The following is a 24,237-nucleotide window of genomic DNA, read 5'->3' as shown; positions in this document are numbered from 1 at the left end:
AGCGGGTAGCAAGCATCGCGATACTGCCGTCGATCCGTTGAAGAACCGCGAGGAAAAAGAGGGTAGATTGATTTTTCTGCCTCCCCCGCCTAGTCAACCGATGACATCACTCGGAACAGGCGAAACCCCAAACTAAGAAGTTCTGCAAGTAGGGCTTTTTTATCTGGAGCGGGCGAAGGGAATCGAACCCTCGTCATGAGCTTGGGAAGCTCAGGTAATGCCATTATACGACGCCCGCTCAGGGGGGCCTTTGTACCAGAAGGCCGTGTGGAAATGAAGCGGGCGTGAGGGCTTTTTCGGTGAGTGGGTTAGATCTGTGCGGTCTCGGCGGCGGTCAGTGTTCGGTAGCGGCCAGGGGTGAGGGCGGTATCCAGGGTCAGTGGCCCCATGCGCTCGCGGTGCAGGGCGGTGACCTTGTTGTTGAATTGGCCGAACATCCGTTTGACCTGATGGTAGCGACCTTCACGCAGAGTCAGGCGTGCCTGATGCGAGTCCAGTAGTTCCAGTTTGGCAGGCAGGGTCGTGAGGTTCTCGAAGCGAAAGTAGAGGCCTTCCGCAAAGCGATCGACACACGCCGGGTCGATGGGGTCTTCGGTTTCCACCAGGTAAGTTTTACCTAGCTGGCTTGAGGGTTGGGTTAGGCGGCGCGACCAGAGCCCATCGTTGGTGATGATCAGCAGCCCGGTGGTGTTGAAGTCTAGCCGTCCGGCGATGTGCAGTTGGTCCTTGTCGGGTTCGTGCAACAAATCCAGTACCGTTGGGTGTTGCGGATCGGATGTCGCACTGACGCAGCCAACCGGTTTGTTCAGCATAAAAAATCGAGCAGGCTTGCCTGCCTGCAATATTTCACCGTCAAGTTCGACGCGGTCGAAGAGGCGGACCTCATGGGTGCCATCGCAGATGATCTTGCCATTCACCGACGCGCGGCCCGAAGCCAACAGCAGGCGTGCCTGACGATGGCTGCAGTGGGGCAGGTTGGCTAGAAAGCGGTCGAGGCGCATCAGGATTTTGTAGGCAGCTCGCCACGCGCGCAGCGCTGGCAAATACAGGCTTTGTTCAGCGCGTCGTCAGGAATCTGTTCACTGGCTTCTGGCGCGATTTCAGCGCTGAAGCACCAGCAAGGCTGCGTTGCGGTAGCCGGGTTGCTGAGGCTGCATTGATTGGGTTCGCCGCAGACCGGGCATTTACTGGAATCGAGCGTGTGAGTCATAACCGCCTCCAGACAGTGGCTGCGCATGATGGTGGAGCGGCCATTCGGGGCTCGAAGCGGGAGACCGGCGTTGCGCACGGCTCCCGCACTGTCACCTCGTTACTTGACGCGCTGCCCTGGTTTGGCGCCGCTGTCCGGGCTGAGTAGATAGATTTCTTCGCCGCCTGGGCCCGCTGCGAGCACCATGCCTTCGGACACGCCGAATTTCATTTTGCGCGCCGCGAGGTTGGCGACGTAGAGGGTCAGTCGGCCTTCCAGCTGGCTCGGGTCCGGGTAGGCGCTCTTGATGCCGGAGAACACGTTGCGCTTGGCGTCGCCGATATCCAGCGTCAGGCGCAGCAGCTTGTCTGCGCCTTGGACGAATTCGCATTTCTCTATCAGGGCGATGCGCAGGTCGACTGCCGCAAAGGCGTCGAAGGCGATCTCAGCTGCCAGCGGCTCCTTGACCAGCTCGCCGTTGCCTATGGATTGGGCGGCGGCTTCGGTGGAGGCGAGGTCTTCCTTGGATGATTCGATCATGGCTTCGATTTTCGCGGGCTCGATACGGGTCAGCAGTGGCGTGAAGGCGTTCAGCTGGTGGTTGCTCAGAAGCTCGGCGTGGTCGTTCCAGGTCAGCGGCTCGACATTGAGGAAACGCTCGGCGTCCGCTGCCAGATTCGGCAGCACCGGCTTGAGGAAGATCACCAGCTGGCGGAACAGATTGACACCCGTGGCGCAGATCGCCTGGACTTCAGCCTGTTTGCCTTCCTGCTTGTTCAGCGCCCAAGGCGCCTTGTCGGCAATCCAGGCGTTGGCGCGATCGGCTAGGCCCATGATCTCGCGCATCGCTCGGGCGAAGTCTCGGCTTTCGTAAGCTTCGGCGATCGACGGGGCGGCCGCGCGGAAGGCATCGGTCAGTTCGGGAGCGGCGTTGTCCGCTACCAGCAGTCCCGCGTTGCCCTTGTGGACGAAGCCGGCGCAGCGGCTGGCGATGTTGACCACCTTGCCGACCAGATCGGAATTGACCTTCTGCACGAAGTCTTCGAGGTTGAGGTCGAGATCGTCCACACCACGGCCGAGCTTGGCGGCGTAGTAGTAGCGCAGATACTCGGGGTTCAGGTGTTCGAGGTAGGTGCGCGCCTTGATGAAGGTGCCGCGTGATTTGGACATTTTCTGACCGTTCACCGTCAGGTAGCCGTGCACCGCGACGGCGGTTGGCTTGCGCAGCCCCGCGCCTTCGAGCATGGCGGGCCAGAATAGGGTGTGGAAATTGATGATGTCCTTACCGATGAAGTGGTACAGCTCAGTTGTCGAATCCTTCCTCCAGAAGGCATCGAAGTCTAGCTCCGGGTGGCGCGCGCAGAGATTTTTGAAGCTGGCCATATAGCCGATCGGGGCATCCAGCCAGACGTAGAAGTACTTGCCGGGCTCGCCTGGGATTTCGAAACCGAAGTAGGGGGCGTCGCGGGAAATATCCCATTCGTGCAGGCCCGCATCGAGCCACTCGGCGATCTTGTTCGCCACCGAGTCTTGCAGGGTGCCGCTGCGCGTCCACTGCTTGAGCATCGCCTCGAAGTCGGGCAGTTTGAAAAAGAAGTGCTTGGAGTCGCGCAGCACCGGCGTAGCGCCGGAAATGGCCGAGCGCGGATCTTTCAGTTCGGTGGGCTCGTAGGTCGCGCCGCACTTCTCGCAGTTGTCGCCGTACTGGTCCTCAGCGCCACACTTCGGGCAGGTGCCCTTGATGAAGCGGTCCGCGAGGAACATGCCTTTCTCGGGATCGAAATACTGGGTCACCGAGCGGGTGGCGATATGTCCGGCGTCGCGTAGACGCGTGTAGATCATCTCGGACAGTTCACGGTTCTCTTCGGAGTGGGTCGAATGGAAGTTGTCGAAATTGACCAGGAAATCGGCGAAATCTGCACTGTGCTCGGCCTGCACATTAGCAATCAGCTGTTCGGCGGTGATGCCTTCCTTCTCGGCACGCAGCATGATGGCCGAGCCGTGGGCGTCGTCGGCGCAGACATAAATGCACTGGTTGCCGCGCAGTTTCTGAAACCGCACCCACATGTCCGTCTGGATGTACTCGAGCATGTGGCCAAGGTGGATCGAACCGTTGGCGTAGGGCAGGGCACTGGTAACGAGGATCTGGCGAGCTTCGGACATTGGAGATCTGCAGTCGGGATTGCGAAGTGAGTCAGTAACTATAAAGGTGCGGCGCTTTTTTTTCATCCGCACTGGCGCGGCCGGTGCTGGTCGAATACCGAGTGCCGCGCCATGTTGACGCGGTTGATGAGCCCATACGGCGCCACGGGGTAAGATGCCCGTCTGTTTTACTAGGTTTTCTTGGGAGTAGTCATGACCGTCACACGCGAAGCTGTGGAAGCCGTACTGCGTCAGTACACCGACCCGAACCTGAACCAGGACCCGGTAGCGGCCGGTTGCCTGCGTTCGATCGATATCGAGGGCGATCGCGTCAGCGTAAGGCTTGAACTCGGTTATGCGGCCGGGTTGTTTCGCAGCGGATGGGCGCAGATGTTGGCCATGGCCATCGAGCAGCTCGAAGGTGTGACACACGCCGATGTAAAGGTCGATTGCATGATCCAATCGCACAAGGCGCAGGATCAGCTGGAAGCGCTGGGCAATGTGAAGAACATCATCGCCGTGGCGTCAGGTAAGGGCGGTGTGGGTAAATCTACTACCGCTGCCAACCTGGCACTGGCGCTGGCGCGTGAAGGTGCGCGTGTAGGCGTACTGGATGCGGATATCTACGGGCCGAGCCAGGGCATTATGTTTGGCATTCCCGAAGGCACCAGGCCTGAGATACGCGATGGCAAAGCATTCATCCCGCTTGAGGCGCACGGTGTACAGGTCATGTCGATGGCCTTCCTTGCGGACGACAAGACGCCGATGGTCTGGCGCGGCCCGATGGTATCCGGTGCGCTGCTGCAACTGATCACCCAGACGGCGTGGAATGATCTCGACTATCTCGTTGTGGATATGCCACCGGGTACGGGTGATATCCAGTTGACGTTGGCGCAGAAGGTGCCGGTGGTTGGTGCCGTTATCGTTACGACACCCCAGGACCTGGCGCTGCTGGACGCCAAGAAGGGCGTGGAGATGTTCCGTAAGGTGAACATTCCGGTGCTCGGTGTGGTGGAGAATATGGCCATTCACATCTGCTCGAATTGCGGGCACGCCGAGCATCTGTTTGGTGAGGGTGGCGGTGAGAAGCTGGCTGCCCAGTACAACGTCGAGCTGTTGGCCTCGTTGCCACTGTCGATGGCCATTCGCACCCAGGCTGATGCGGGCAAGCCGACCGCCATCGCCGATCCGGAAAGCCAGATCGCGATGATTTATCAGCAGATGGCCCGTAGCGTAGGGGCGCGGATTTCCCAGAGCGGGCAGATCATCGCGCAATCGATGCCGAACATTTCCGTGTCCGACGATTGATATGATCAGCGGGTGGCGCATGGCGCCGCCTGTCTCTGGATGTCAGGTTTCACGAATCGCAGGCATAAAAAAGCCCCGCCGAAGCGGGGCTTTTTCAGAGAAGCCTCAGGTTAGATAACCTGAACTTCCTCAGCTTGCATGCCCTTCTGGCCGCGGGTAGCGACGAAGGAAACTTGCTGGCCTTCTTTCAGGCTCTTGAAACCGTCGCCTTGGATGGCACGGAAGTGTACGAAGAGGTCGTCACCGGATTGCGGAGTGATGAAGCCGAAGCCTTTTTCATCATTGAACCACTTAACGGTACCGGTTTGGCGATTGGACATTTGAATGTCTCCTTGAACGATGTAGAGATAATTTGAACGGGCAAATACCCCGAACGGTGACTGTGTGCAAGGAGTTAGGAGTCGTAGCAATGATCGGATCGAAATCTAAACATGTAGCGATTCACGGTGACACATGCAGCAGCAGCCAATGAAAGATACTCCATTTCTGTCGCAATGCGAGCATTATTTTCAGTTTCCGGCCAAAGCGTCAGAGATGCGACGCAAGGTCCTGAGTCGCGGCCTTTGAACCGGCTTCATGGCCTCGGTAAGATGCGCACCTTATCTAAACGCCCACCAGCCAAATCAGGACGCCCGCCATGAGCATCAAATCGGACAAGTGGATTCGCCGGATGGCCCAGGAGCACGGCATGATCGAGCCCTACGTCGAGCGTCAGATGCGCGGCGAGGGCAGCGAGCGCCTGATCTCCTATGGCGTGTCCAGCTATGGCTACGACGTACGCTGCGCCGACGAATTCAAGATTTTCACCAACATCAATTCGGCAATTGTCGACCCGAAAAACTTCGACGAGAAGAGCTTCGTGGACATCAAGAGCGACGTCTGCATCATTCCGCCGAACTCGTTCGCGCTGGCCCGCACCGTCGAGTATTTCCGTATTCCGCGCAACGTGCTGACCATCTGCTTGGGGAAAAGCACCTACGCCCGCTGCGGCATCATCGTCAACGTGACGCCGTTGGAACCCGAGTGGGAAGGGCATGTCACCCTGGAGTTTTCCAATACCACCACGCTGCCGGCAAAGATCTATGCCAACGAGGGCGTAGCGCAGATGCTATTTCTGGAGTCGGATGAAGAATGCGAGACGTCCTACCGCGATCGCGGTGGCAAATATCAGGGTCAACGAGGCGTGACGCTGCCCAAGGCGTAAGCCGTTCGGGATGCTCTGATTCCTTCTTAAGAATGCGGATGGTAGCTGTTGCTGCCATCCGCATTTTCATTCCAGGGCTGGCTCGTCACGCCCCGTTCATCACCAAGGCAGCGCTTCGCCTTGGTAGTCGATGAAGCGGTGGCCGCGTTGTCCGGCGGCGCGCTTGACCTGCTCGACCATGCCGCGGCAGCTGGTTTCGATGTCCAGCGGCGCTTCCGCCCCGCCCATATCGGTCTTCACCCATCCCGGATGCATAGAAAGCACCGTAAGACCCGTATCTTCGCCAAGCTCTGCAACGAAGGTTCGGGTCAGGTGGTTGAGTGCCGCCTTGCTCGCACCGTAGAGCGGCATCCCCATTCCAGGACCGGTTTCAACGCTGCCCATGATCGAACTCATGAATGTAATGACGCCCATGCGCGGGTCGACCAGGGCGCGCATGCGCTGGGCCAGTCGCACCGGCGCGATCGCGTTGGTCACAAACAGCCGGCGGACGTCTTCGTCAGTGGCGGTATCGGCCGAAAGCGTGCGGGAGCCCGAGATGCCTGCGTTGATATAGAGCACGTCCAGTGTGATGCCGGACAATCGTTGGGCGAGGGCGTCGACGCTGGCCGCATCGTCGATATCCAGCGTTTCGATACGGATATCCTCGACGGCCTTCAGCTCTTCTGCGCGCTGTGGATCACGAACGGTTGCAATCACCTGCCATCCGTCGCGGGAGAACTGTTCCACCAGGCCCAGGCCGAGGCCGCGTGATGCACCGATGATCAGGACTGTATTGGGCATGGGAAAGCTCCAAAATAGGACGGGCTAGCAAGCATAGCTGATGTCGCCACTGCGTTCGTCCGTGCGGCCCGCCTGGCTCGTATCGCTATCTCCTGAAACGAAAATGCCCGCATCACTGTGATGCGGGCATTTTCGTTGCGAGCAGCATGGGCCGGGCGGGCCGTCCCATACTGCAGTCTGGGGCTCAGCCCGCGAAGTTTTTCGCGACGAAGTCCCAGTTGACGATGTTCCAGAACGCTTCGACGAACTTCGGACGCGCGTTGCGGTAGTCGATGTAATAGGCGTGTTCCCAGACATCGCAGGTCAGCAGCGGCTTGTCGCCAGCGGTCATCGGGTTGCCGGCACCGATGGTGCTCGCCAGGCCGAGGCTGCCGTCGGACTTCTTCACCAGCCAGGCCCAGCCGGAACCGAAGGTGCCGATGGCGGTTTTGGTGAACTCTTCCTTGAACTTGTCGAAAGAGCCGAAGGAGGCGTTGATGGCATCAGCCAGAGCGCCGGTCGGCTGGCCACCGGCGTTCGGCGCCATGCAGTTCCAGAAGAAGGTGTGGTTCCAGACCTGAGCGGCATTGTTGAAGATGCCACCGGATGAGGTCTTGATGATGGTTTCCAGATCCTTGCCTTCGAACTCGGTGCCTGGGATCAGGTTGTTCAGGTTGGTCACGTAGGCCTGGTGATGCTTGCCGTGGTGATATTCGAAGGTCTCGGCGGAAATGTGCGGCTCGAGGGCGGTTTTTTCAAACGGAAGCGGCGGCAATTCGAAAGCCATGGTGTATCTCCTGCTCAGGTGTCGAGAATAGATGCGGCTCGGAAGGAGGCAGTCTGCGCTGGCTACCAGCGCCTCGCGGAACGGAGAAACTACTGCACCGATGTTCGTCCGTTTACGCCTGTCTTTCCCTTCGCCAGCTACATGCGTGCGCATTCTTTCGGCCGTTCACGGGCGGCCGTAATAGCGGACTGAAGCGTTCCACTTCATGCCCGCGAACCAAGGATCATAGCACCCACCCTGAGGCAAAACCACGCGCCAACTGTGTGGGAAAGCGGAGGCCAGAGCCACTTGGTTGAGGCTTATGCGGGCTTGTTGCTGCTTGAAGCCCTCTGCGTGGACCGCTGATAGAAGCCGGTGTTCCTCAGGCGAGAACAACCAGCTGCGCGGCGACGAAAAACATCATTCCCGCCACACCCAGATCGATTAGCCGCCAGGTCAGCGGTCGTGCGAGCCACGGCGCAAGCCACGCGCCGCCAAGGGCGAGCAGCAGAAACCACACAGTAGATGCACTCGCGGCGCCGAGCGTATAGGCGCCTGGCTCGGGTTGTTGAGCACCGAGCGAGCCAATCAGCAACACCGTGTCGAGGTAGACGTGTGGGTTGAGCAGGGTGACGGCCAGCGCGGCGAGCAGAACGTTCTGCAGCGATCGCGGCCGACGCTGGGCATCCTCCTGCAAAGCGTGCGGGCGTGCCGCGCGATGCAATGCCATTGCGCCGTAAAACAGTAGGAAAATCACGCCTCCCCAACGCGTGATCTGCAGCAGCAAGGGGCTTTGCGCCAGCAGCGCCGCGAGCCCGAAAACCCCCATGCTAACCAGCAGAATATCGCAGAGGATACAAAGGGCCGCGACAGACAGATGGTGTTCCCGGCGCAAGCTCTGCGCCAGTACGAACGCGTTCTGGGCGCCGATGGCGATGATCAGGCCTGCCGTGACCAGTAAACCGTTGAAGTAGCTCTGCCACATAACGCTCTGCCTTTGCATTGAGAGAATGCTCGCAGTCTCCGTGGAGTAGGATTATAAGGAAAACGAAATATGGTAATGGCGTATAAGGAATTCTAATGCTCGATTACAAGCTCTTGGCTGCTTTGGCAGCGGTGGTCGAGCAGGCCGGATTCGATCGAGCTGCTCAGGCGCTGGGGCTGTCGCAGTCGGCGGTGTCGCAACGCATCAAGCTGCTGGAGGCACGACTCGGGCTACCGGTCCTGCTGCGCGCGTCGCCACCCCAGCCGACCGAGATTGGTCGTCGGCTCCTCAATCATGTGCAGCAGGTGCGGTTGCTGGAGCGTGATCTTCAGGGCCAGGTGCCGGCGCTGGCGGAAGGCCGATTGCCCGAGCGGCTGCGCATCGCCCTCAATGCCGACAGCCTCTCGACTTGGTGGGCTGATGCGGTGGCACCGTTCTGTACGACGCACGGCGTGGTGCTCGACCATGTATTGGAGGACCAGGACGTGGGTCTCAAGCGTATGCGAGCGGGGGAGGTGGCGGCTTGCGTATGCGCGGTGGAGCGGCCCCTGGCGGGGGCTCGCAGTCAGTTTCTCGGAGCCATGCGCTATCGCGCATTGGCCAGTCCGGCATTCGTTGCCCGACATCTTGGGGATGGCGCGTCGGCAGACGCATTACTGCGGGCACCGGCGATCGTGTTCGGCCCCGATGATCAATTGCAACATCGCTATCTGGCTTCGCTGGGGCTGGTCGGTGCCTTCAGCCATCACCTGTGCCCGTCATCCGAGGGCTTCGTGCGCTTGCTCAAGAGCGATCTCGGCTGGGGGCTGGTGCCTGAACTTCAGGTGCGTGGGGAACTCGCCAGCGGCGTGTTGGTCGATGTGTTCCGGGGTATGCCCATCGACGTGCCGCTTTACTGGCACCACTGGCGCAATGGCGGTGCATTGCTCGCCGAACTCACGCAGCAGCTGACAAGCTCGGTGAGGCAATGGCTGGTGGATTGATGGGGTTCAGCTCACGACACGCTGGCCACGATAGATGCGCACCGACGGCTCATGTCGCCCATGGCTCCCGGGAGGTGAAGGCTTCGTCACGACGGGTGGAGGCATATCACTGTAGGTCGCCAGCTGCTTGCCGAGATCGCGAGTCGTTTCGTCACTGGAGCAAAGACAGGCGGTCAACATCGCCTGGATCACGTCGGGTTGGCTCAGGCGGATATCCAGTTGCTGTTCCTCGCGCAACCGACGTCGCAGATGTTGCATGCAATCCAGCACAGCCTTGTTGAACTCCATGATGATTCGTTCTCCTGATCATGCCGTCGTCCGGATCCTTGGCCCGACATCCGTGTCGGAAAGCGCTATCCGCTGGCATGGCTGACGAAGCAACAGGCGTACCAGTTCTCGATTTTGCCGCCGTGACATGGACGGAATTTTGCCGAGGCCAGGCGTGGCCGGGCTTATGCAACGGTTGAATCATTGCCGGAAGCACGACGTGCCGGCGCTCTCGAACCACACGCTGCGCCTGGACTGCACGATCTTGAGCCATCGCAGCGTGATACGCCTGTTGACGATGCAACTTATGGCAAACGATGCCGCTGAAGTGACTCGGTTGAATCGTTATACTGCGCGTTGTTTCTTGCTTCGCGCCACTTAAAGGTACTCCATGCGCAACGATGCTCACGATGAACTGGACCACGTACCCAGCCTGACCGCCGGCCGTGACCGCAACCCCTATCCTGCGCCGGAGTTCGAGCCGATCAGCAAGCCCGTTGAGCGCGACCCGGACGACACGCGGCCGAGGCAAAAGCGTCGTGCGGTCAGCACCGCTCCGCTGTGGATCATGATCGTCGCGCTGTTCGCCTCGCTGGTAGCGCTGGGCTGGTGGAACCAGCAGCAGGTCTCCAGGCTCGAGGCGCAGCTGGTGGCCACCCAGGAGAGCTTTGCGCGTATCAGTGAAGACGCCACCGGCCGGCTGCAAGATATTTCTGGGAAGATCGTTGCGACGGAATCCAACGTCACCACCGAAGGCGAGGCTTTAAAACTGCGGATCAAGCAGCTGGAAAAGCAGGCACTGGATCTGGCTGAGCAGCAGCGAGCGATCACTACCCAGCAGCAGAGCCTGACCGGCAAACAGAGCAATCAGGATCAACGCCTGGACGAGCAGGGGATACGCATCGAACGTGTCGCCACTGACGTGCGCGGCCATCAATCCACCACCGCAACGCTAACCGAAACCATCAAGAGCCTCGCCAGTGAGCAGGCGGCGCTCAAGTCGTCGGTAGCGAGGCTGAAAGGTTCGGTGGATGACTTGAGCACGCTATCCACCCAAGTCGGTGGGTTGGAGAAGCTTCCCGCTCGGGTCGACGGGCTGAGCAAGGATATCGCCGCGCTGAAGCAGCAAGGCGGCGACAGCCAGGCCATCAGCCGGCTCGAGCAGGATGTGCTGGTTCTGCGCAGCGAACTGGATAACCGGCCGGCAGCCAAGCCTGGTGTCAATACGTCGGAGTTCGATTCGTTCCGCGCTCAGGTGACCCGCACCATCAATGGCTTGCAAGGCCAGATCGCCAACCTGCAGCAGCAGATCGACCAGCGCTAACGTGAGGCAAAAAAAAGCCGCTGTGCATGAGCAGCGGCCGGGCAAATCAGCCAACGAGGAGTAACGGTTTACAGATCCAGCGCCAGTGACACGCCGATTCCCTGGTTGCGGTTGTCATTGCCCTGGTAGTTGTAATTGGCGCGCAGACTCAGCCCCGTCGTCAGCTGGTGGGCGACGCCCACAGTGAAGCGAGTCTGACTGCCGGTGGGCGTGGCACCTGGCAGCTCGAAGCTGTTGTTCTCCACGCTGTTCAGCGACATGCGCAAGTCTTCACGCTCGTCATCTTTTCGTTCCACTTCGCGGGCCACTTCGGCAAACAGGCGGGTGCGCTGCGTGAGGGCATAATTGCCGAACAGGCCGACCGATAGGCGCAGCGACTCGAGCTCCTGGGCCTCGTAACTCAGGGCCGTCGAGCTGGCGCCTTTCTCGCTGTAACCATCCACTTCGACTTTCTGATAGCTGGCGCCGACAAATGGACCGAACTGCAGCGGATCGCCGATCTGCATTAGATTGAAGCCGGTCTTGGCCGACGCGCCCCAGAGCACGCCTTCGGTACTGCCTTTCTCGGAACGTTCCGCTATCCCCAAGGCAAAGGTGCGCTTCAGGTCGTCGTAATCCAGATATCCGGCGCTGACGTTGAAATCCGCGAAGAATCGGTCCTGCTGATAGCCGGCGAATGCACTGGCCAGATAGCTGCGCATGGCGTAATCCGAATCGTCTTCGCCGAGGTTTAGCGTGTTTTGCGCCAGCCCCAGGCTGAGCCCCGCCAGCCAGCTGTCGTTGACCCGGTTGGTCACGCCGATTGCCAGGGTCGGGCTGTCGCCGTCTCCGCCGCCAAAACCGTCGTACTCCGGCCGGTTGTAACCGCCCTGGACGAAGGTGCGCCACGACCCGATCGATTGCCAGTTACCGCGTTGCGCAGCCAGTTCGTTATCCAGCATTTGCAGGTGATTGCGTAAAGCCGAGCGGCCCATTTCCGGCAGCAGCGACACCTCTGCAGGCGCGGACAGAATCGAATAGATGTAGTCGGCGCCGATCTGGTGAACCGCGGTGGTCGGATGCACGCCATCGTTGAACAGCAGGCGGCTCGGGTCGGCGTTGAGGTTGGTGTTGTTGACCGGGTCCGTAAGACCGTAGGTCGGGTCGCTCGCGCAGCCGTCGCCACTGAAGCAGACTGCGGTCTGATCGATCGTCGCATCAAAGCCGAAACGGGCGAGGTCGGCCCTCACTTCCGAGAGCAGCAGGCGGTTGTTCAGCAGCACGTAGTTGCCACCTTGAGCCTGAAGCCCGGCCGCGAGTTCGGCATTGAAGCTGTCGCTCAGGCCGTTCAGCAGGCTGCCCAAGCCCGGCAGGCTGTTACCCAGCGGTGTATTGCCGACATCTGGAAGGTCGGAGATGACGATATAACGGGCGCCGGCAGCCTGTAGGGCGCCGACGGCGGCTACCATGTTGGCGGCTGCCTGTGCCATCGTGACCGGATAGCCATTCTGAACCAGTTGGAAAATGTCGTTGGCGCCGCCATTGAGGTAGTACAGCCCGTTCGGGTCGACCTGCGGATTGTCCACCAGATAGCCCAGGCGGCGGCGAGGAGGCAGCCCAGCAGCGGCAACTGTCGAGAAGCCGACAAGCGAATCGAGAATCTGATCCGAACGGTAACCCCCTACCGCATAGTTGGTACCGTCCGGGTTACCGGTCAGAAGGGCGGGCAGCAACGGCGTCGATGGCAAGGACTGCAGACCCAGGCGGTTGGCGAGTAGCTGAGTAGCAACCCGGCCGGCATATTCGCTGTTGTCTGCCGTGTAATCGGGGCCGGTGCGGTTGGTGAAACGCAGACCGCCTGTCGGATTTCCGCCCAGCAGCGGGCTACCTGCATCTGGGAAGTTGCCAGCATCGCTGAGGGAGTCCCCAAAATTGACGAACTGGCTGTACGGGCTGGTTTGCGCCTGGGCTGCAATGGACGTCCCGGCCAGCAAAATAGCGAGAGCAAGGGGTTTGAGGGTGTTCTGCACGGAGGCAACTCCTAGTTATTTTTATTGGCAGTCGGGAGGCTTATAGCTCCGTAACCCAAACTAATCCCGACAGTTATTCGACATAAGCGCTCTAAAGCGTCATTTTTTTCGCAGCGGCCTTGTCCCTCTTAAGGAGTACTGGGCTCTGCGTCCGCGATTGGTTGGGCTTGTGCGGATAGAACTTCATAGTCCGCTCTCTGGTATTGGCGATGTCGGCCGTTAACTGGGTGAGCAACTCGGGCCGCGCACGGTGATATCGAAGTGATATCATTGCCGACGGCTAATGCCCAGGCGTGGCTGGCCTTAACAACCTCCATTCGGTGATTCTGAAATGCCGTCCTTGATCGACTTGTTGTCGAGCCGCCTGGCGTCCTTGCTGCCCGGTGAGCTCAAGCCCGACGAGTTCATGAAACTGATCGTTCCTCACCGCCACTCGATGCTGCTGACCCAGCGTCGCGCGACTCTGATCGTCAACCGCGTCAGGCTCTTTGCGTTCCTCTTCGCCGTCTTGACGCCGGTGTGGGGAATCATCGATCTGATGGTCTTCAGCTACCCGTTGTGGCTCGGTCTGGCAACGTTCCGCCTGCTCGCCTGTGCGGCCTTCGCGTGCCTGCTGCTGTTCTATCGACCCAGCGGTAATCTGTTCGATGCCTACCGCGCCTTGGCGCTGCTGTTCGCCATCCCCACTGCGTTCTATATCGCTTCGCATACACTGCTTGGCGGCTATCAGCTCACGCAGCTATCCGCGGTGGTGGCGACAGGCTATGCCTTTCTACCTTTCGTGCTGATGGCTGGGCTGGCGATATTTCCGCTCACCCTGGTGGAGAATGTTGTCATGGCTTGCGTCTTGCTCCTGGCGCACGCGTTGGCCGGTTATCTATCGTGGGCGACACTGAACTGGCCTTCCTTCGCCGGCGGCTTCTGGTTGCTGATCTTGATCGCTGCGGTCGCGGCACTCGCCAGCCTCAGTCAACTGGCGTTCATGGTCGCGCTGGTACGTCAGGCGATTCGTGATCCGCTCACCGGCGTCTTCTCCCGTGGTAGCGGGCAGGAGATCCTCCAGCTGCAATGGGATACCGCGCGACGCCACGACACCGGTCTTGCCGTTGCCTTCATCGATCTCGACCATTTCAAGTCGATCAACGACACCTTTGGTCACGAAGCCGGGGATCTCATGCTGCGTGACTGCACCCAACACATGCTGGCCAGCCTGCGCAGCACCGACACCTTGTTGCGTTGGGGCGGTGAAGAGTTCGTTGTGATCATGCCTGACACCGATCTGGAACACGCTCGCCTAGCGCTCGTTCGCATGGTTCGCAACGGTCTCGGAATGCGGCCTGACGGCAATGCCCTGACGGCCAGTATTGGCCTGTCCGAGCGCTGCGTCGATTTCGCCGAAAGTGCCCGAGAGCTGCTCGACATTGCCGACAAGCGGATGTACCGAGCGAAAACCACAGGCCGCAACCGGCTCTGCTCCGGGATGGATGGCGTGGATGAATCCGAGTTGCCGTTTTCTTAGGGTGAGCGCTGGTCTACCGAGAACACATGCTTGAGGTAGGAGACGAAGGCCTCGTCGCGGCACATCGTTTTGCCCGGAGAGTCGGAGATCTTTGCCACCGGCTGGCCGTTGCAGCTGGTCATCTTGATTACCATGTTGGTCGGTTCGACGCCCGGTATGTCGCAGGTCAGCTGGGTGCCGATGCCGAAACTGGTCTTGCTGCGCCCGGCGAGTGCGCGATAGATGCCAAGGGCCTTGGGAATATCGAGACCATCGGAAAACACCAGCTGTCGGGTCATCGGGTCGATGCCGAGGCGTTGGTAATGGGCGATGGCCTTTTCCGCCCACTCGATGGGGTCTCCCGAATCGTGGCGTAGTCCGTCGAACAGCTTCGCCAGATACAGATCGAAGTCGGCGGTGAAGGCGTCCATGGTGATGCAATCGGTAATGGCGATGCCCAGCGCGCCGCGATATTCGCGAGCCCAGCAATCCAGCGCCGCGCTCTGGCTGTCGATAAGCCTGGGCCCCAGTTGCTGGTGCGCCATGATCCATTCATGCGCCATGGTGCCCATCGGTTTGAGATCGAGTATTCGGGCCAGATGGACGTTGCTGGTGCCAACGAAATGACCGGGGAAGCCTTCTCTCAGCCGTTCGACGACCATCGCCTGCACCGCAAAGGAAAAGCGTCGGCGGGTACCGAAGTCGGCGAGCTTGAATCCTGCCAGCTCTTCAGGGGTGGCTTCGTCGCGCAACCATTGGAGTTTTTCATCTAGCCGTGCTTCGGTTTGTTCCAGGGTAACGTGCCGATAGCGTGTCCGATTGCGCACCTCGCTGATGATGGCCAGCAGCGGGACCTCGAACAAAATTACGTGAAGCCAGGGTCCGCGCAGGTAAACCACCAGTTCGCCGGCTTCGAGCTCGACCCTCACATAGCGCAGATCGAAGCGAAACAGCCCTAGAAAGCGAATGAAATCCGGCTGTATGTAGGGAATCGCATCGAGGAAGGCGAGCTCGTCCTGGCTGAATGTAAGCTCGGCGAGCGCTTCTATTTGCTGTCGGATGTCGTCCAGATAGGGCGCCAGATCTTCTTCAGAGCGGCTACGGAAGGCCCATTCCACTTCGGCATTGGGGTAATGGTGCAGCACCGCCTGCATCATCGTCAGCTTGTAGTAGTCGGTGTCCAGTAGGCTCTGGACGATACGGTCGGAAAAAATGCTGACGCTCATGGGGCTGCTCCAGGACGGCGGGTTGGTATCAGGCTCCTCCGATACCTTCGATCACCTTACCGGTGCCGCCGCAGTTTTGGCATTCCCCGGGCTCATCACGACCACTGCCGTTGCATGCAGGGCAAATATTTTCGCCGGTACCGGGCGTGCCTGGCGCTGCTTGATCACCAGGGTTGGTTGGCACTGCTCCGTTTTCTTCATCGTCCATGCCTATGGTTCCCCACGGAAATGTCTATATTTAACTCTCATGCTAAGTAGTGATCGGGTCGTACTCTGTGTGTCGGTTTATTGTCGCAATACAGCACGCGGCTAACTTTTACTTAATAGTTAAAAAGAAAACGTTTTAAACAAAAAAGGCAAAGGGTTTAACCTTTGCCTTTTTATGGCGAGACAAATCAGCTATTGCTGTTGCGTCCACCGCCGTGGCTGTTCTGTCCACCTTTACGGCCTGCTTCCGAGGCCTTTTCCCGGTCGTTGGCAAAGTTGCCGCCACTGTTGTGGCCACCTTTCTTGCCAGCTTCCGAGGCTTTTTCGCGATCGTTGGCAAAGTTGCCGGGGTTCTTGTTTGGCATGTCTTTTTCTCCTCAATGGATACAGACGCTAAAGGGTCGATAAACTCATCGGCCTTCATGGTTTCAGAGCCCGGTTTCGTCTCAGGAGTTTCCATTGGCGAACAAACGGCAGACGAATGGTTATCGTGGCTAGTTGGAACTATGTCGAGTGCAAAGTTAAGCGAAACGGCAATGCTATTAGTACAGCAAGTTACATCGAACTTGCTGCCACATTGATTTCACGCCGCCAGTATCAGTTGACGCTGCGCGAGCAAGCGCATCACATAGCCGATCTTGAGCGCGGTGGGACCGAGAATCACCAGTGCATGGCAGGCAACCACGGCACCGAGCGGCAGATGGCGGTCGAACATGTACGCACCAGCGACGCCGGACAGAAGCAATACCAGGCCGATCGTCATGCAGAGATTGGCGATAACGAGCAGGCGATGCGGATCAAAGGGTTGCAGGGTCATCGGAATTCCCTCATGACGATGGGCTGATTTGAGGGGCAGCGGCAGGCTGACCCTCCCGAACTCACTCCAGCGCCGAAGCCGGGCCGAAAAACTCGTAGCGGGTCTGCTGCTCCGGTACTCCCAGCGTCCGCAACTGCCGGCGAATCGCCGCCATGAAGGGTTTTGGACCGAGGAAATAGGCGTCCAGATCGCGGTCGGCAGGCAGCCAGGCATCCAGCCGTTCCTCTGTCATCAGACCAACAGCGTCCGGCTGGTTGTCCTCGCCCTGATGTTCGTCATAGCAGTAGAAGCGCTTGAGATGCCCATGCCGCTCGGCCAGTGCGTCGATCGTCTGGCGGAACGCGTGGCTGTCGGCATTGCGAGTGCAATGGATGAAGTGGATCGGTCGTTCGGTGGCGACGGCTTCCTCGAGCATTGCCAGCGTCGGGGTAATCCCTACACCGCCACTGATGAGCACGAGGGGCTTGTCGCTGGGCTGCAGCGTGAACTCGCCAGCGGGTGCAAACAGCTCGAGGCTTTGGCCTTCTTCCATGCGATGCAAGGCATTGGACGCCACTCCACCTGGCTCGCGCTTGACGCTGATGCGGTAGTCGCGGCCGTTGCTAGCGGCAGACAGCGAATAGTTGCGGCGAATCTCCTGACCATCCACTTGAAGGCGCAGGCCGATGTATTGCCCGGGCTTGTGCCTGACCACTGCACCGCCATCTTCCGGTTCCAAGTAGAGCGAGACGATCTCTGCGCTCTCGGCCACTTTGCGGGCGAGTAGGAAGCGTCGCGCGCCGCGCCAGCCGCCGGGGGCATCGGCCGTGGCGCTGTACAGCTGTTCTTCAGTGCCGATGAGAATGTCGGCTAGCTGGCCATAGGCGGCGGCCCAGGCATCGATCACCTCGTCGGTGGCTATCGCTTTGCCGAGCACTTCGCGAATCGCGCGCAGCAGACATGAACCGACAATGGGGTAGTGCTCCGGCAGTACTTGCAGAGCGACATGCTTGTTGACGACCTGGGAAACCAACCCGCCGAGCTGGTCCAGACGATCGATATGCTTGGCGTACATCAGCACGCCATTGGCCAAGGCACGGGGCTGGTCGCCGCTGGCCTGGTGTGCCTGGTTGAACAAGGGACGTACTTCGGGGTGTTCGGCCAGCATTAATTTGTAGAAGTGATTGGTCAGCGCTTCACCACCGGTTTCCAGCAGCGGGACGGTGGCTTTGATCAGGGCACGTTGTTCAGCGCAAAGCATGGATAGGCTCCAGATGATTGGGACGCCTGTCTCTGATGTACGGTGCGCAATCAAGCGCTGCACGGACAGGTTGCCCTATCTCTTTCAATAACCGTTCCAGCTTGGAATTGACCAGAATCAAGGGCTTGCGTAGCGGAGGGGTGATTTAAACCCCTATTAAGAGGGTTCGCGGAACCCTTATCGGTCATAACTACCATTTTTTTCTTGCCCCGAGTCATTGACCGAACCGCTATGCCGCGCTGGTGTTCTATAGCAATGACTATTAGCAGGCTTATGGAGGCAAGTATGGAGAATTACCACATCATGCACGACGGCGACCGCTGGGTACTGCGCGAGGAAGGAGACAAGCGAGCGCTACTCGAGGCCACGACCAAGGAAGACATCATCAACGAGACCCGCGACTACATGAAGCTGCGTACCGCCTCGGTGAAAATCCATACTCAGGATGGCCAGATCGAAGAGGAGCGGACCTACCCCCGCGACCAGGATCCTCGCGCGACCAAGGGTTAAAATCAGGCGAGTCGTATATCGAGTCGGTGCTGGGCCAGTCGCACGCCCAGTGCCACAGTCCAGCACGAGAGAATGAAAGGCATGGTCAGCGCGGGCAGGCCCAGCTGATCGAAAACCAGCTTGGAGCCTATGGCCAGCGCGATGCCCAGCGCTGGCATCAGCGCAGATCGGTGCATCTGGCTCAGCGCCAGAGCTGCCAGCGCCGGGTTATAGCCGGCCAAGCCGGCCAACGCCTGCGATTCCGTTACGCCAGTCAGCAACGCGGCATATACCCCGACGGCCGAGCCACATAAGGCCCACAGCCCGGCGCGTCGATCGGCGATCAATACGGCCAGTAGCAGGCAAAGCCCCGCCGCGGGCTCACCGAGAAACATCACCTGACCCATGCCGCTCGCCATGGCGCCTATGGCAACCAAACCATCCAAGCCGGATTCGTGCGCTCGAGCGTCGGCGACCGAGCCGAGCATGCCGGCCCCGGCCAAGGCCAACCAGCCGAAAAGTACGAAAGCCAGAGTGAACACTGCTGGCCCTCCACGTTCGCGCATGGTTTGCAGCAAGCGCCGCTGCAACAGACTGGAGAGCGCCCCGGCCAGGGCCACCAGTAGCAGTGCGGGTGCCGACGGTCCCAGCACAAGGGTGATCAGCAGTCCCAGCAATGTCGAGTTGTAGCCGTAGAGGCCAAGCTCGATATCCTGGCGTTCATAAGCCAGGCATCGGGCGGTAAGGGTTCCGCTGATCAGGCCGAGCAGGCCGCCGGGCAGCAGCGAAGGCGCGTACAGGCTGATAGTGACAAGGATCATCAACCCGCAGACCGGATTCGCCTGCAGAAAAATCTGGCTGACGCCGTTGAGCAGCGCATGTAATGCAGGCGGCAGGTGGATGCGGCGCATGGTGGGATATCTATACGCGAAGCGGGCGATTGGGGCGGCAGCTGGCGCCTCGCCTGCATGGCAGATGCAGGCGAGGGCACCGGTTAGTTGAGTGTCTCGATTCGCAGAGAATTGGTCGTGCCCGGCTGCCCCAGGGGCACGCCTGCGGTGATCACCACGGTGTCGCCGGTGCCGGCCATGCCCTGTGCGCGAGCGATATCCAAGGCGTTCAGGCAGACGTGCTCCATGTCGTGCATCGGTGCATCGATTACCGAATAGACCCCCCAGGCCACGGTCAGTTTGCGTGCGGTCGCCACGTTGGGCGTCAGGCTGAGAATCGGTGTGCTCGGCCGTTCGCGCGAGGCGCGCAGGCTCGAACGGCCGGACTCGGTGTAGTTCACCAGCACCGCGACCGGCAGGATGCCGCTGATACGGCGGATGGCGCAGCTGATGGCATCCGGCAGCGTGGCTTCGGCGTTGGGCCGATGCACGTCGAGCTGGGCCTGGAAGTCAGGACCGCTCTCCACCTGGCGGATGATTTTGCTCATCATGCTCACCGCTTCGAGTGGGTAATCGCCGGATGCGGTTTCGGCCGAGAGCATCACCGCGTCGGCACCTTCAGCCACGGCGTTGGCGACGTCCGTCACTTCGGCTCGGGTTGGGGCGGGAGAGAAGCGCATTGACTCCAGCATCTGTGTAGCGACCACCACCGGACGGCCTAACTGACGGCAGGTGCGGACGATGTTTTTCTGGATGCGAGGAACATTTTCCGCCGGTACTTCGACTCCCAGGTCACCGCGCGCCACCATGATCGCGTCGCTCAGGCGGGCAATTTCGCGCAGATGCTGCACCGCCGAGGGCTTCTCGATCTTGGCCATGAGGAAGGCGCGGCCACCGATCAGCTCGCGGGCTTCGTGAATGTCCTGCGGACGTTGGACGAACGACAGCGCTACCCAGTCGACACCCAGCTCCAGGCCGAAGGCCAGATCGCGCCGATCCTTCTCGGTCAGCGGGCTGAGTTCCAGTACCGCTTCGGGCACGTTGACGCCCTTGCGGTCGGACAGCTCGCCACCGGCGATCACTCGTGTGTCGATGGCATCGGCGTGCTTGGAAACTACCGTCAGGCGCAGGCGGCCATCGTCCACCAGCAGGCTCATGCCTGGCTGCAGCGCATCGATGATTTCCGGGTGTGGCAGGTTGACCCGCGTGCGGTCACCCGGTGTCGGGTCGAGGTCCAGGCGCAGCGTCTGGCCGCGGGTCAGCTGTATCTTGCCTTCGGCGAAGCGTCCGACGCGTAGCTTTGGGCCTTGCAGGTCCATGAGGATGCCGATCGGCTGATTCAGCTGGCGCTCCACCTCGCGAATCCAGGCGAAGCGCTCGGCATGGTCGGCGTGCTCGCCATGACTGAAATTGAGACGGAATAGGTTGACCCCGTTCTCCACCAGCTCGCGCACGTCATCGATGCTGCGGGTGGCAGGGCCCAGGGTGGCGAGGATCTTGACCTTCTTGTCGGGTGTCATGGCAGGCTCTATCGGCAGTTGTTTTTATGAAACGCGTGTAACAGACGTGCGTAGCAGCCGCCCGCTAGCGGGGCGACGGCAGGATAAGGATGGCGCGGAAATCGTTGACGTTGGTGCGGGTCGGGCCGGTCACCAGCAGGGCGTCGAGCGCCTGGAAATAACCGTAGCCATTGTTGTTGGCCAGTTCGTCCGCGGCGCTGAGACCCAGGGCTTCGGCGCGTGCGTAGCTGTCTGGTGTCATCAGCGCGCCGGCGTTGTCTTCCGAGCCGTCGATGCCGTCGGTGTCACCGGCCAGCGCGTACACGCCGGGCAGGCCCTGCAGGTTTTCCGTCAGGCTCAGGAGGAATTCGGCGTTGCGTCCACCGCGACCGTTGCCGCGCACCGTCACGGTGGTTTCCCCGCCGGAGAGGATCACGCAGGGCGGGGCGATCGGCTGGCCGTGCAGCACCACCTGGCGGGCGATGCCGCCGTGAACCTTGGCCACTTCACGCGATTCGCCTTCCAGGTCGCCGAGGATCAGGGGGGTGATGCCGGCGGCGCGAGCCTTCTCGGCCGCGGCGTCGAGAGACTGCTGCGGCTTGGCGATCAGCTGGAAGTGGCTGCGCGACAGGCAGGGATCGTTGGGCTTGACGGTTTCGGAGCGTGGGTCTTCCAGCCAGGCACGAACATTCGCCGGAATCTCGATGTCGTAGCGTGACAGGATCGCCAGCGCTTCGGCCGAGGTGGTCGGGTCCGCCACGGTGGGACCGGAGGCGATCACCGTCGCTTCATCGCCCGGCACATCGGAAATCGCATAGGTATAGACACTCGCCGGCCAACAGGCCTTGGCCAGACGACCGCCTTTGATCGCCGAGAGGTGCTTGCGCACGCAGTTCATCTCGCCGATATGGGCACCGGAGCGCAATAGCGCCTTGTTGATCGCCTGCTTGTCGGCCAGGCTGATGCCTTCGGCGGGCAGTGCCAGCAGTGAGGAGCCGCCGCCGGAGAGCAGGAAAATCACCCGGTCGCTTTCCTCGAGATTGCTGACCATGTCCAGCACGCGGCGGGCGACGCGCTCGCCGGCATCGTCCGGCACCGGGTGGGCGGCCTCGACCACTTCAATCTTGCGGCAATCGGCACCGTGGCCATACCGTGTCACCACCAGCCCGGAGAGTTCGCCTTCCCATACCGCTTCGATGGCTTCGGCCATGGCGGCCGCTGCCTTGCCAGCGCCAATGACGATGGCACGTCCGCTGCGATCGGCCGGCAGGTGATCGGCCAGTACCTGGCGTGGGTGGGCGGCGTCGATGGCGGCGGTGAACAGCTCGCGCAGCAGGGCTTGCGGGTCGAGGCTCATGTACTGCTCCTTCTAATGGGTCTGGAGCCGATTCCAGACCTTAGTGCTCGACAATGCAAGCGCTAAGGTCTGGAATCGACCTACCCGGCAGTCGGGCCGTGACTCCTTCTGCCGGGCGGGTCGAAAGGGGCGCCGCCCGGAGGCGGCAAGCAAAGCAGGTGCTGAACAGGGTTTGTTGCGTCGTGGGGACGTGATTCCAAGTACGGCAACCGACTTCGCTTTTGAGTGGCGTTGAGCGCAGCGCCATTCAGCGTTGCTGTCTGGGTCCAACGCTGAATGACGCGGCTCAACTCAACTCGGTTGCTTCCCGATCACTGCTTGCGGATCGAGAAGTTGGCCATGTGTTCCAGGCCTTTGATCAAGGCCGAGTGGTCCCAGCCGCTGCCACCGATCGCCGCACAGGTGCTGAACACTTGCTGAGCGTTGGCGGTGTTGGGCAGGTTCAGGCCCAGCTCGCGGGCGCCGGCCAGGGCGAGATTCAGATCCTTCTGGTGCAGGCTGATGCGGAAGCCCGGATCGAAGGTGCCCTTGACCATACGCTCGCCGTGCACTTCGAGAATCTTCGAGCTGGCAAAACCACCCATCAATGCCTCGCGGACACGGGCCGGATCGGCACCGTTCTTCGCCGCGAACAGCAAAGCTTCGGCGACCGCCTGGATGTTCAGCGCGACGATGATCTGGTTGGCGACTTTGGCCGTCTGGCCGTCACCGTTTTCACCGACCCGGGTGATGTTCTTGCCCATCGCCTGGAACAGCGGCAGGGCGCGAGCGAAGCTCTCCTCGCTACCGCCGACCATGATCGACAAGGTCGCGGCCTTGGCGCCGACTTCACCGCCGGATACCGGGGCGTCCAGGTAGCGGGCGCCAGTGGCGTTGATCTTCTCGGCGAACTGCTTGGTGGCGCTGGGAGAGATCGAGCTCATGTCGATCACCAACTTGTTCGGGCCGACGCCGTCGGCGACACCATTCTCGCGGAACAGCACGTCTTCGACCTGTGGCGTGTCCGGAACCATGATGATGATGTACTCGGCTTCCTGGGCGACTTCCTTCGGGTTCGCCAGGGCGACGGCGCCCGCTTCGACCAGCGCGGCAGGTGCCGAGTCGTGGTGTTCGGACAGAAAGAGGCTGTGCCCAGCTTTTTGCAGGTTCTGAGCCATGGGCAGGCCCATGATGCCGGTGCCGATAAATCCAATCTTAGCCATGAGTGTTCTCCTTCAATCTTCTCGTGTTCGGTCAGTTCAGATGGCGTTGTGCACGCTGTTCTGGTAAGGAGCCAGCCAGCCGAGGCCGGCAGCGGTAGTGGTGGCCGGCTTGTACTCGCAGCCGACCCAGCCCTGGTAGCCGATGCGATCCAGATGCTCGAACAGGAAGCGATAGTTGATTTCGCCCGTACCCGGCTCGTTACGGCCCGGGTTGTCGGCCAGCTGCACGTGGTTGATCGCCGCCAGGTTGGTTTCGATGGTGCGCGCCAAGTCTCCTTCCATGATTTGCATGTGGTAGACGTCGTACTGCAGAAACAGGTTGCCGCTGCCGACCTTGTCGCGGATCTCCAGCGCCTGCGAGGTGTTGTTGAGAAAGAAGCGCGGGATGTCGCGGGTGTTGATCATCTCCATGACCAGGCGGATGCCTTCGGCTTCGAGCTTCTGCGCCGCGTAGCGCAGGTTCTCGATAAAGGTCATCTCCAGTTTGCCGAGATCGGCGCCCTTGGGTGCGATACCGGCCAGGCAGTTGACCTGGGTGTTGCCCAGCACCTTGGCGTAGGCGATGGCCTGGTCGACGCCGGCGCGGAATTCCTCGATTCGCGCTGGATCGCAAGCAACGCCACGGTCGCCCTTGGCCCAGTCGCCGGCCGGCAGGTTGAACAGCACCTGGGTCAGGCCGTTGGCATCCAGCTGAGCCTTGATCTGCTCGGCAGGGAAGTCATAGGGGAACAGGTACTCGACACCGGAAAAGCCGGCCTGGGCGGCAGCGGCGAAGCGGTCCATGAAGTCCTGCTCGGTGAACAGCATCGACAGGTTGGCGGCAAAGCGGGGCATGGTTTTCTCCTGATCTGTAGGGATCACATTCGGTTTCGC

At 60.6% G+C, this 24,237-nt stretch carries 24 protein-coding genes, 1 tRNA gene and 1 pseudogene; 6 read left to right on the top strand and 20 right to left on the bottom strand.

Going from position 1 to position 24,237, the window contains the following annotated elements:
* Positions 1–164 precede the first annotated feature (164 nt).
* The 4 genes from MCB86_RS10150 to metG form a co-directional block, all read right to left on the bottom strand.
* Positions 165–238, bottom strand: a tRNA-Gly gene (locus MCB86_RS10150).
* Between the two features lie 70 nt (positions 239–308).
* On the bottom strand, positions 309–1,001 hold the full coding sequence (locus MCB86_RS10145; RefSeq protein ID WP_239610794.1) for a pseudouridine synthase: 693 nt from the start codon (positions 999–1,001) through the stop codon (positions 309–311).
* Entirely contained in the window at positions 1,001–1,210 is a 210-nt protein-coding gene (locus tag MCB86_RS10140; RefSeq protein WP_239610793.1) for a cysteine-rich CWC family protein, read from the bottom strand. The genes MCB86_RS10145 and MCB86_RS10140 overlap by 1 nt, the downstream gene beginning before the upstream one ends.
* A gap of 99 nt (positions 1,211–1,309) precedes the next feature.
* A complete protein-coding gene (gene metG / locus MCB86_RS10135; protein WP_045161040.1) occupies positions 1,310–3,352 on the bottom strand; it encodes a methionine--tRNA ligase in 2,043 nt (680 codons plus the stop codon).
* A 192-nt stretch (positions 3,353–3,544) separates the two neighbouring features.
* Between metG and apbC the strand changes: the two genes are divergently transcribed.
* The gene (apbC, locus tag MCB86_RS10130) at positions 3,545–4,639 is read left to right on the top strand and encodes an iron-sulfur cluster carrier protein ApbC (protein ID WP_045161041.1); all 1,095 of its coding nucleotides are present in this window, start codon (positions 3,545–3,547) and stop codon (positions 4,637–4,639) included.
* A 110-nt stretch (positions 4,640–4,749) separates the two neighbouring features.
* Here the strand turns inward: apbC and MCB86_RS10125 are convergent, their stop codons facing one another.
* Positions 4,750–4,959: a cold-shock protein gene (locus MCB86_RS10125; RefSeq protein WP_003282211.1), complete on the bottom strand. Its 210-nt coding sequence runs from the start codon at positions 4,957–4,959 to the stop codon at positions 4,750–4,752.
* A 317-nt stretch (positions 4,960–5,276) separates the two neighbouring features.
* Here MCB86_RS10125 and dcd point away from each other — a divergent pair, with 317 nt between their 5' ends.
* Positions 5,277–5,843 carry a dCTP deaminase gene (gene dcd / locus MCB86_RS10120; RefSeq protein WP_045161043.1) on the top strand — a complete coding sequence of 189 codons (567 nt, stop codon included), beginning with the start codon at positions 5,277–5,279 and terminating at the stop codon, positions 5,841–5,843.
* A gap of 99 nt (positions 5,844–5,942) precedes the next feature.
* Here the strand turns inward: dcd and MCB86_RS10115 are convergent, their stop codons facing one another.
* From MCB86_RS10115 to MCB86_RS10105, 3 genes are all read right to left on the bottom strand, one after another.
* Entirely contained in the window at positions 5,943–6,626 is a 684-nt protein-coding gene (locus tag MCB86_RS10115) for an SDR family oxidoreductase (protein WP_239610792.1), read from the bottom strand.
* Positions 6,627–6,810: 184 nt separating this feature from the next.
* On the bottom strand, positions 6,811–7,392 hold the full coding sequence (locus MCB86_RS10110; protein ID WP_045161045.1) for a Fe-Mn family superoxide dismutase: 582 nt from the start codon (positions 7,390–7,392) through the stop codon (positions 6,811–6,813).
* A gap of 361 nt (positions 7,393–7,753) precedes the next feature.
* Positions 7,754–8,356, bottom strand: coding sequence for a LysE/ArgO family amino acid transporter (locus MCB86_RS10105; RefSeq protein WP_239610791.1), 603 nt, complete (start codon positions 8,354–8,356; stop codon positions 7,754–7,756).
* 95 nt (positions 8,357–8,451) lie between these two features.
* Between MCB86_RS10105 and MCB86_RS10100 the strand changes: the two genes are divergently transcribed.
* Positions 8,452–9,339 carry a LysR family transcriptional regulator ArgP gene (locus tag MCB86_RS10100; RefSeq protein ID WP_239610790.1) on the top strand — a complete coding sequence of 296 codons (888 nt, stop codon included), beginning with the start codon at positions 8,452–8,454 and terminating at the stop codon, positions 9,337–9,339.
* 6 nt (positions 9,340–9,345) lie between these two features.
* Here the strand turns inward: MCB86_RS10100 and MCB86_RS10095 are convergent, their stop codons facing one another.
* A complete protein-coding gene (locus tag MCB86_RS10095) occupies positions 9,346–9,627 on the bottom strand; it encodes a hypothetical protein (RefSeq protein ID WP_239610789.1) in 282 nt (93 codons plus the stop codon).
* 370 nt (positions 9,628–9,997) lie between these two features.
* Between MCB86_RS10095 and MCB86_RS10090 the strand changes: the two genes are divergently transcribed.
* Positions 9,998–10,930, top strand: a complete 933-nt coding sequence (locus MCB86_RS10090) for an ATPase (RefSeq protein WP_239610788.1) — start codon at positions 9,998–10,000, stop codon at positions 10,928–10,930.
* 68 nt (positions 10,931–10,998) lie between these two features.
* Here the strand turns inward: MCB86_RS10090 and MCB86_RS10085 are convergent, their stop codons facing one another.
* The gene (locus tag MCB86_RS10085; RefSeq protein ID WP_239610787.1) at positions 10,999–12,939 is read right to left on the bottom strand and encodes an autotransporter domain-containing SGNH/GDSL hydrolase family protein; all 1,941 of its coding nucleotides are present in this window, start codon (positions 12,937–12,939) and stop codon (positions 10,999–11,001) included.
* Between the two features lie 331 nt (positions 12,940–13,270).
* Here MCB86_RS10085 and MCB86_RS10080 point away from each other — a divergent pair, with 331 nt between their 5' ends.
* Positions 13,271–14,458 (top strand): GGDEF domain-containing protein, encoded by a 1,188-nt coding sequence (locus MCB86_RS10080; protein ID WP_239610786.1) that lies wholly within the window; start codon positions 13,271–13,273, stop codon positions 14,456–14,458.
* Here MCB86_RS10080 and pncB read toward each other — a convergent pair.
* The 5 genes and pseudogenes from pncB to hmpA all read right to left on the bottom strand — a co-directional run bounded on the left by pncB (position 14,455) and on the right by hmpA (position 17,927).
* Complete coding sequence (gene pncB / locus MCB86_RS10075) at positions 14,455–15,663, bottom strand: nicotinate phosphoribosyltransferase (RefSeq protein ID WP_239610785.1); 1,209 nt, start codon at positions 15,661–15,663, stop codon at positions 14,455–14,457. The two genes, MCB86_RS10080 and pncB, sit on opposite strands and share 4 nt — an antisense overlap.
* A 28-nt stretch (positions 15,664–15,691) precedes the next feature.
* Complete coding sequence (locus MCB86_RS10070) at positions 15,692–15,871, bottom strand: hypothetical protein (RefSeq protein ID WP_080890551.1); 180 nt, start codon at positions 15,869–15,871, stop codon at positions 15,692–15,694.
* 187 nt (positions 15,872–16,058) lie between these two features.
* Positions 16,059–16,226 (bottom strand): annotated as a pseudogene (locus MCB86_RS10065) (general stress protein); the annotation flags it as partial.
* Positions 16,227–16,453: 227 nt separating this feature from the next.
* The gene (locus tag MCB86_RS10060) at positions 16,454–16,633 is read right to left on the bottom strand and encodes a hypothetical protein (protein ID WP_272867636.1); all 180 of its coding nucleotides are present in this window, start codon (positions 16,631–16,633) and stop codon (positions 16,454–16,456) included.
* Between the two features lie 115 nt (positions 16,634–16,748).
* Positions 16,749–17,927: an NO-inducible flavohemoprotein gene (gene hmpA / locus MCB86_RS10055; protein ID WP_239610784.1), complete on the bottom strand. Its 1,179-nt coding sequence runs from the start codon at positions 17,925–17,927 to the stop codon at positions 16,749–16,751.
* A 285-nt stretch (positions 17,928–18,212) separates the two neighbouring features.
* On the opposite strand from hmpA, the gene MCB86_RS10050 reads away from it, so the two are divergent.
* Entirely contained in the window at positions 18,213–18,437 is a 225-nt protein-coding gene (locus MCB86_RS10050) for a DUF2188 domain-containing protein (protein ID WP_045161056.1), read from the top strand.
* 2 nt (positions 18,438–18,439) lie between these two features.
* Here MCB86_RS10050 and MCB86_RS10045 read toward each other — a convergent pair whose 3' ends face one another.
* The 5 genes from MCB86_RS10045 to hyi all read right to left on the bottom strand — a co-directional run bounded on the left by MCB86_RS10045 (position 18,440) and on the right by hyi (position 24,198).
* Positions 18,440–19,327 (bottom strand): urea transporter, encoded by an 888-nt coding sequence (locus MCB86_RS10045; protein WP_239610783.1) that lies wholly within the window; start codon positions 19,325–19,327, stop codon positions 18,440–18,442.
* A gap of 83 nt (positions 19,328–19,410) precedes the next feature.
* A complete protein-coding gene (gene pyk / locus MCB86_RS10040; RefSeq protein ID WP_239610782.1) occupies positions 19,411–20,826 on the bottom strand; it encodes a pyruvate kinase in 1,416 nt (471 codons plus the stop codon).
* A gap of 64 nt (positions 20,827–20,890) precedes the next feature.
* Positions 20,891–22,162, bottom strand: coding sequence for a glycerate kinase (locus MCB86_RS10035; protein ID WP_239610781.1), 1,272 nt, complete (start codon positions 22,160–22,162; stop codon positions 20,891–20,893).
* A gap of 311 nt (positions 22,163–22,473) precedes the next feature.
* Positions 22,474–23,364 carry a 2-hydroxy-3-oxopropionate reductase gene (locus tag MCB86_RS10030; RefSeq protein WP_239610780.1) on the bottom strand — a complete coding sequence of 297 codons (891 nt, stop codon included), beginning with the start codon at positions 23,362–23,364 and terminating at the stop codon, positions 22,474–22,476.
* A 36-nt stretch (positions 23,365–23,400) separates the two neighbouring features.
* A complete protein-coding gene (gene hyi / locus MCB86_RS10025; protein ID WP_239610779.1) occupies positions 23,401–24,198 on the bottom strand; it encodes a hydroxypyruvate isomerase in 798 nt (265 codons plus the stop codon).
* Positions 24,199–24,237 lie beyond the last annotated feature (39 nt).

This window comes from Pseudomonas sp. KSR10 (assembly GCF_022355455.1).
Taxonomy (GTDB): domain Bacteria; phylum Pseudomonadota; class Gammaproteobacteria; order Pseudomonadales; family Pseudomonadaceae; genus Stutzerimonas; species Stutzerimonas stutzeri_E.
The sequence above is the reverse complement of the archived record's forward strand: the minus strand, read 5'-3'. Positions and strand labels throughout refer to the sequence as shown.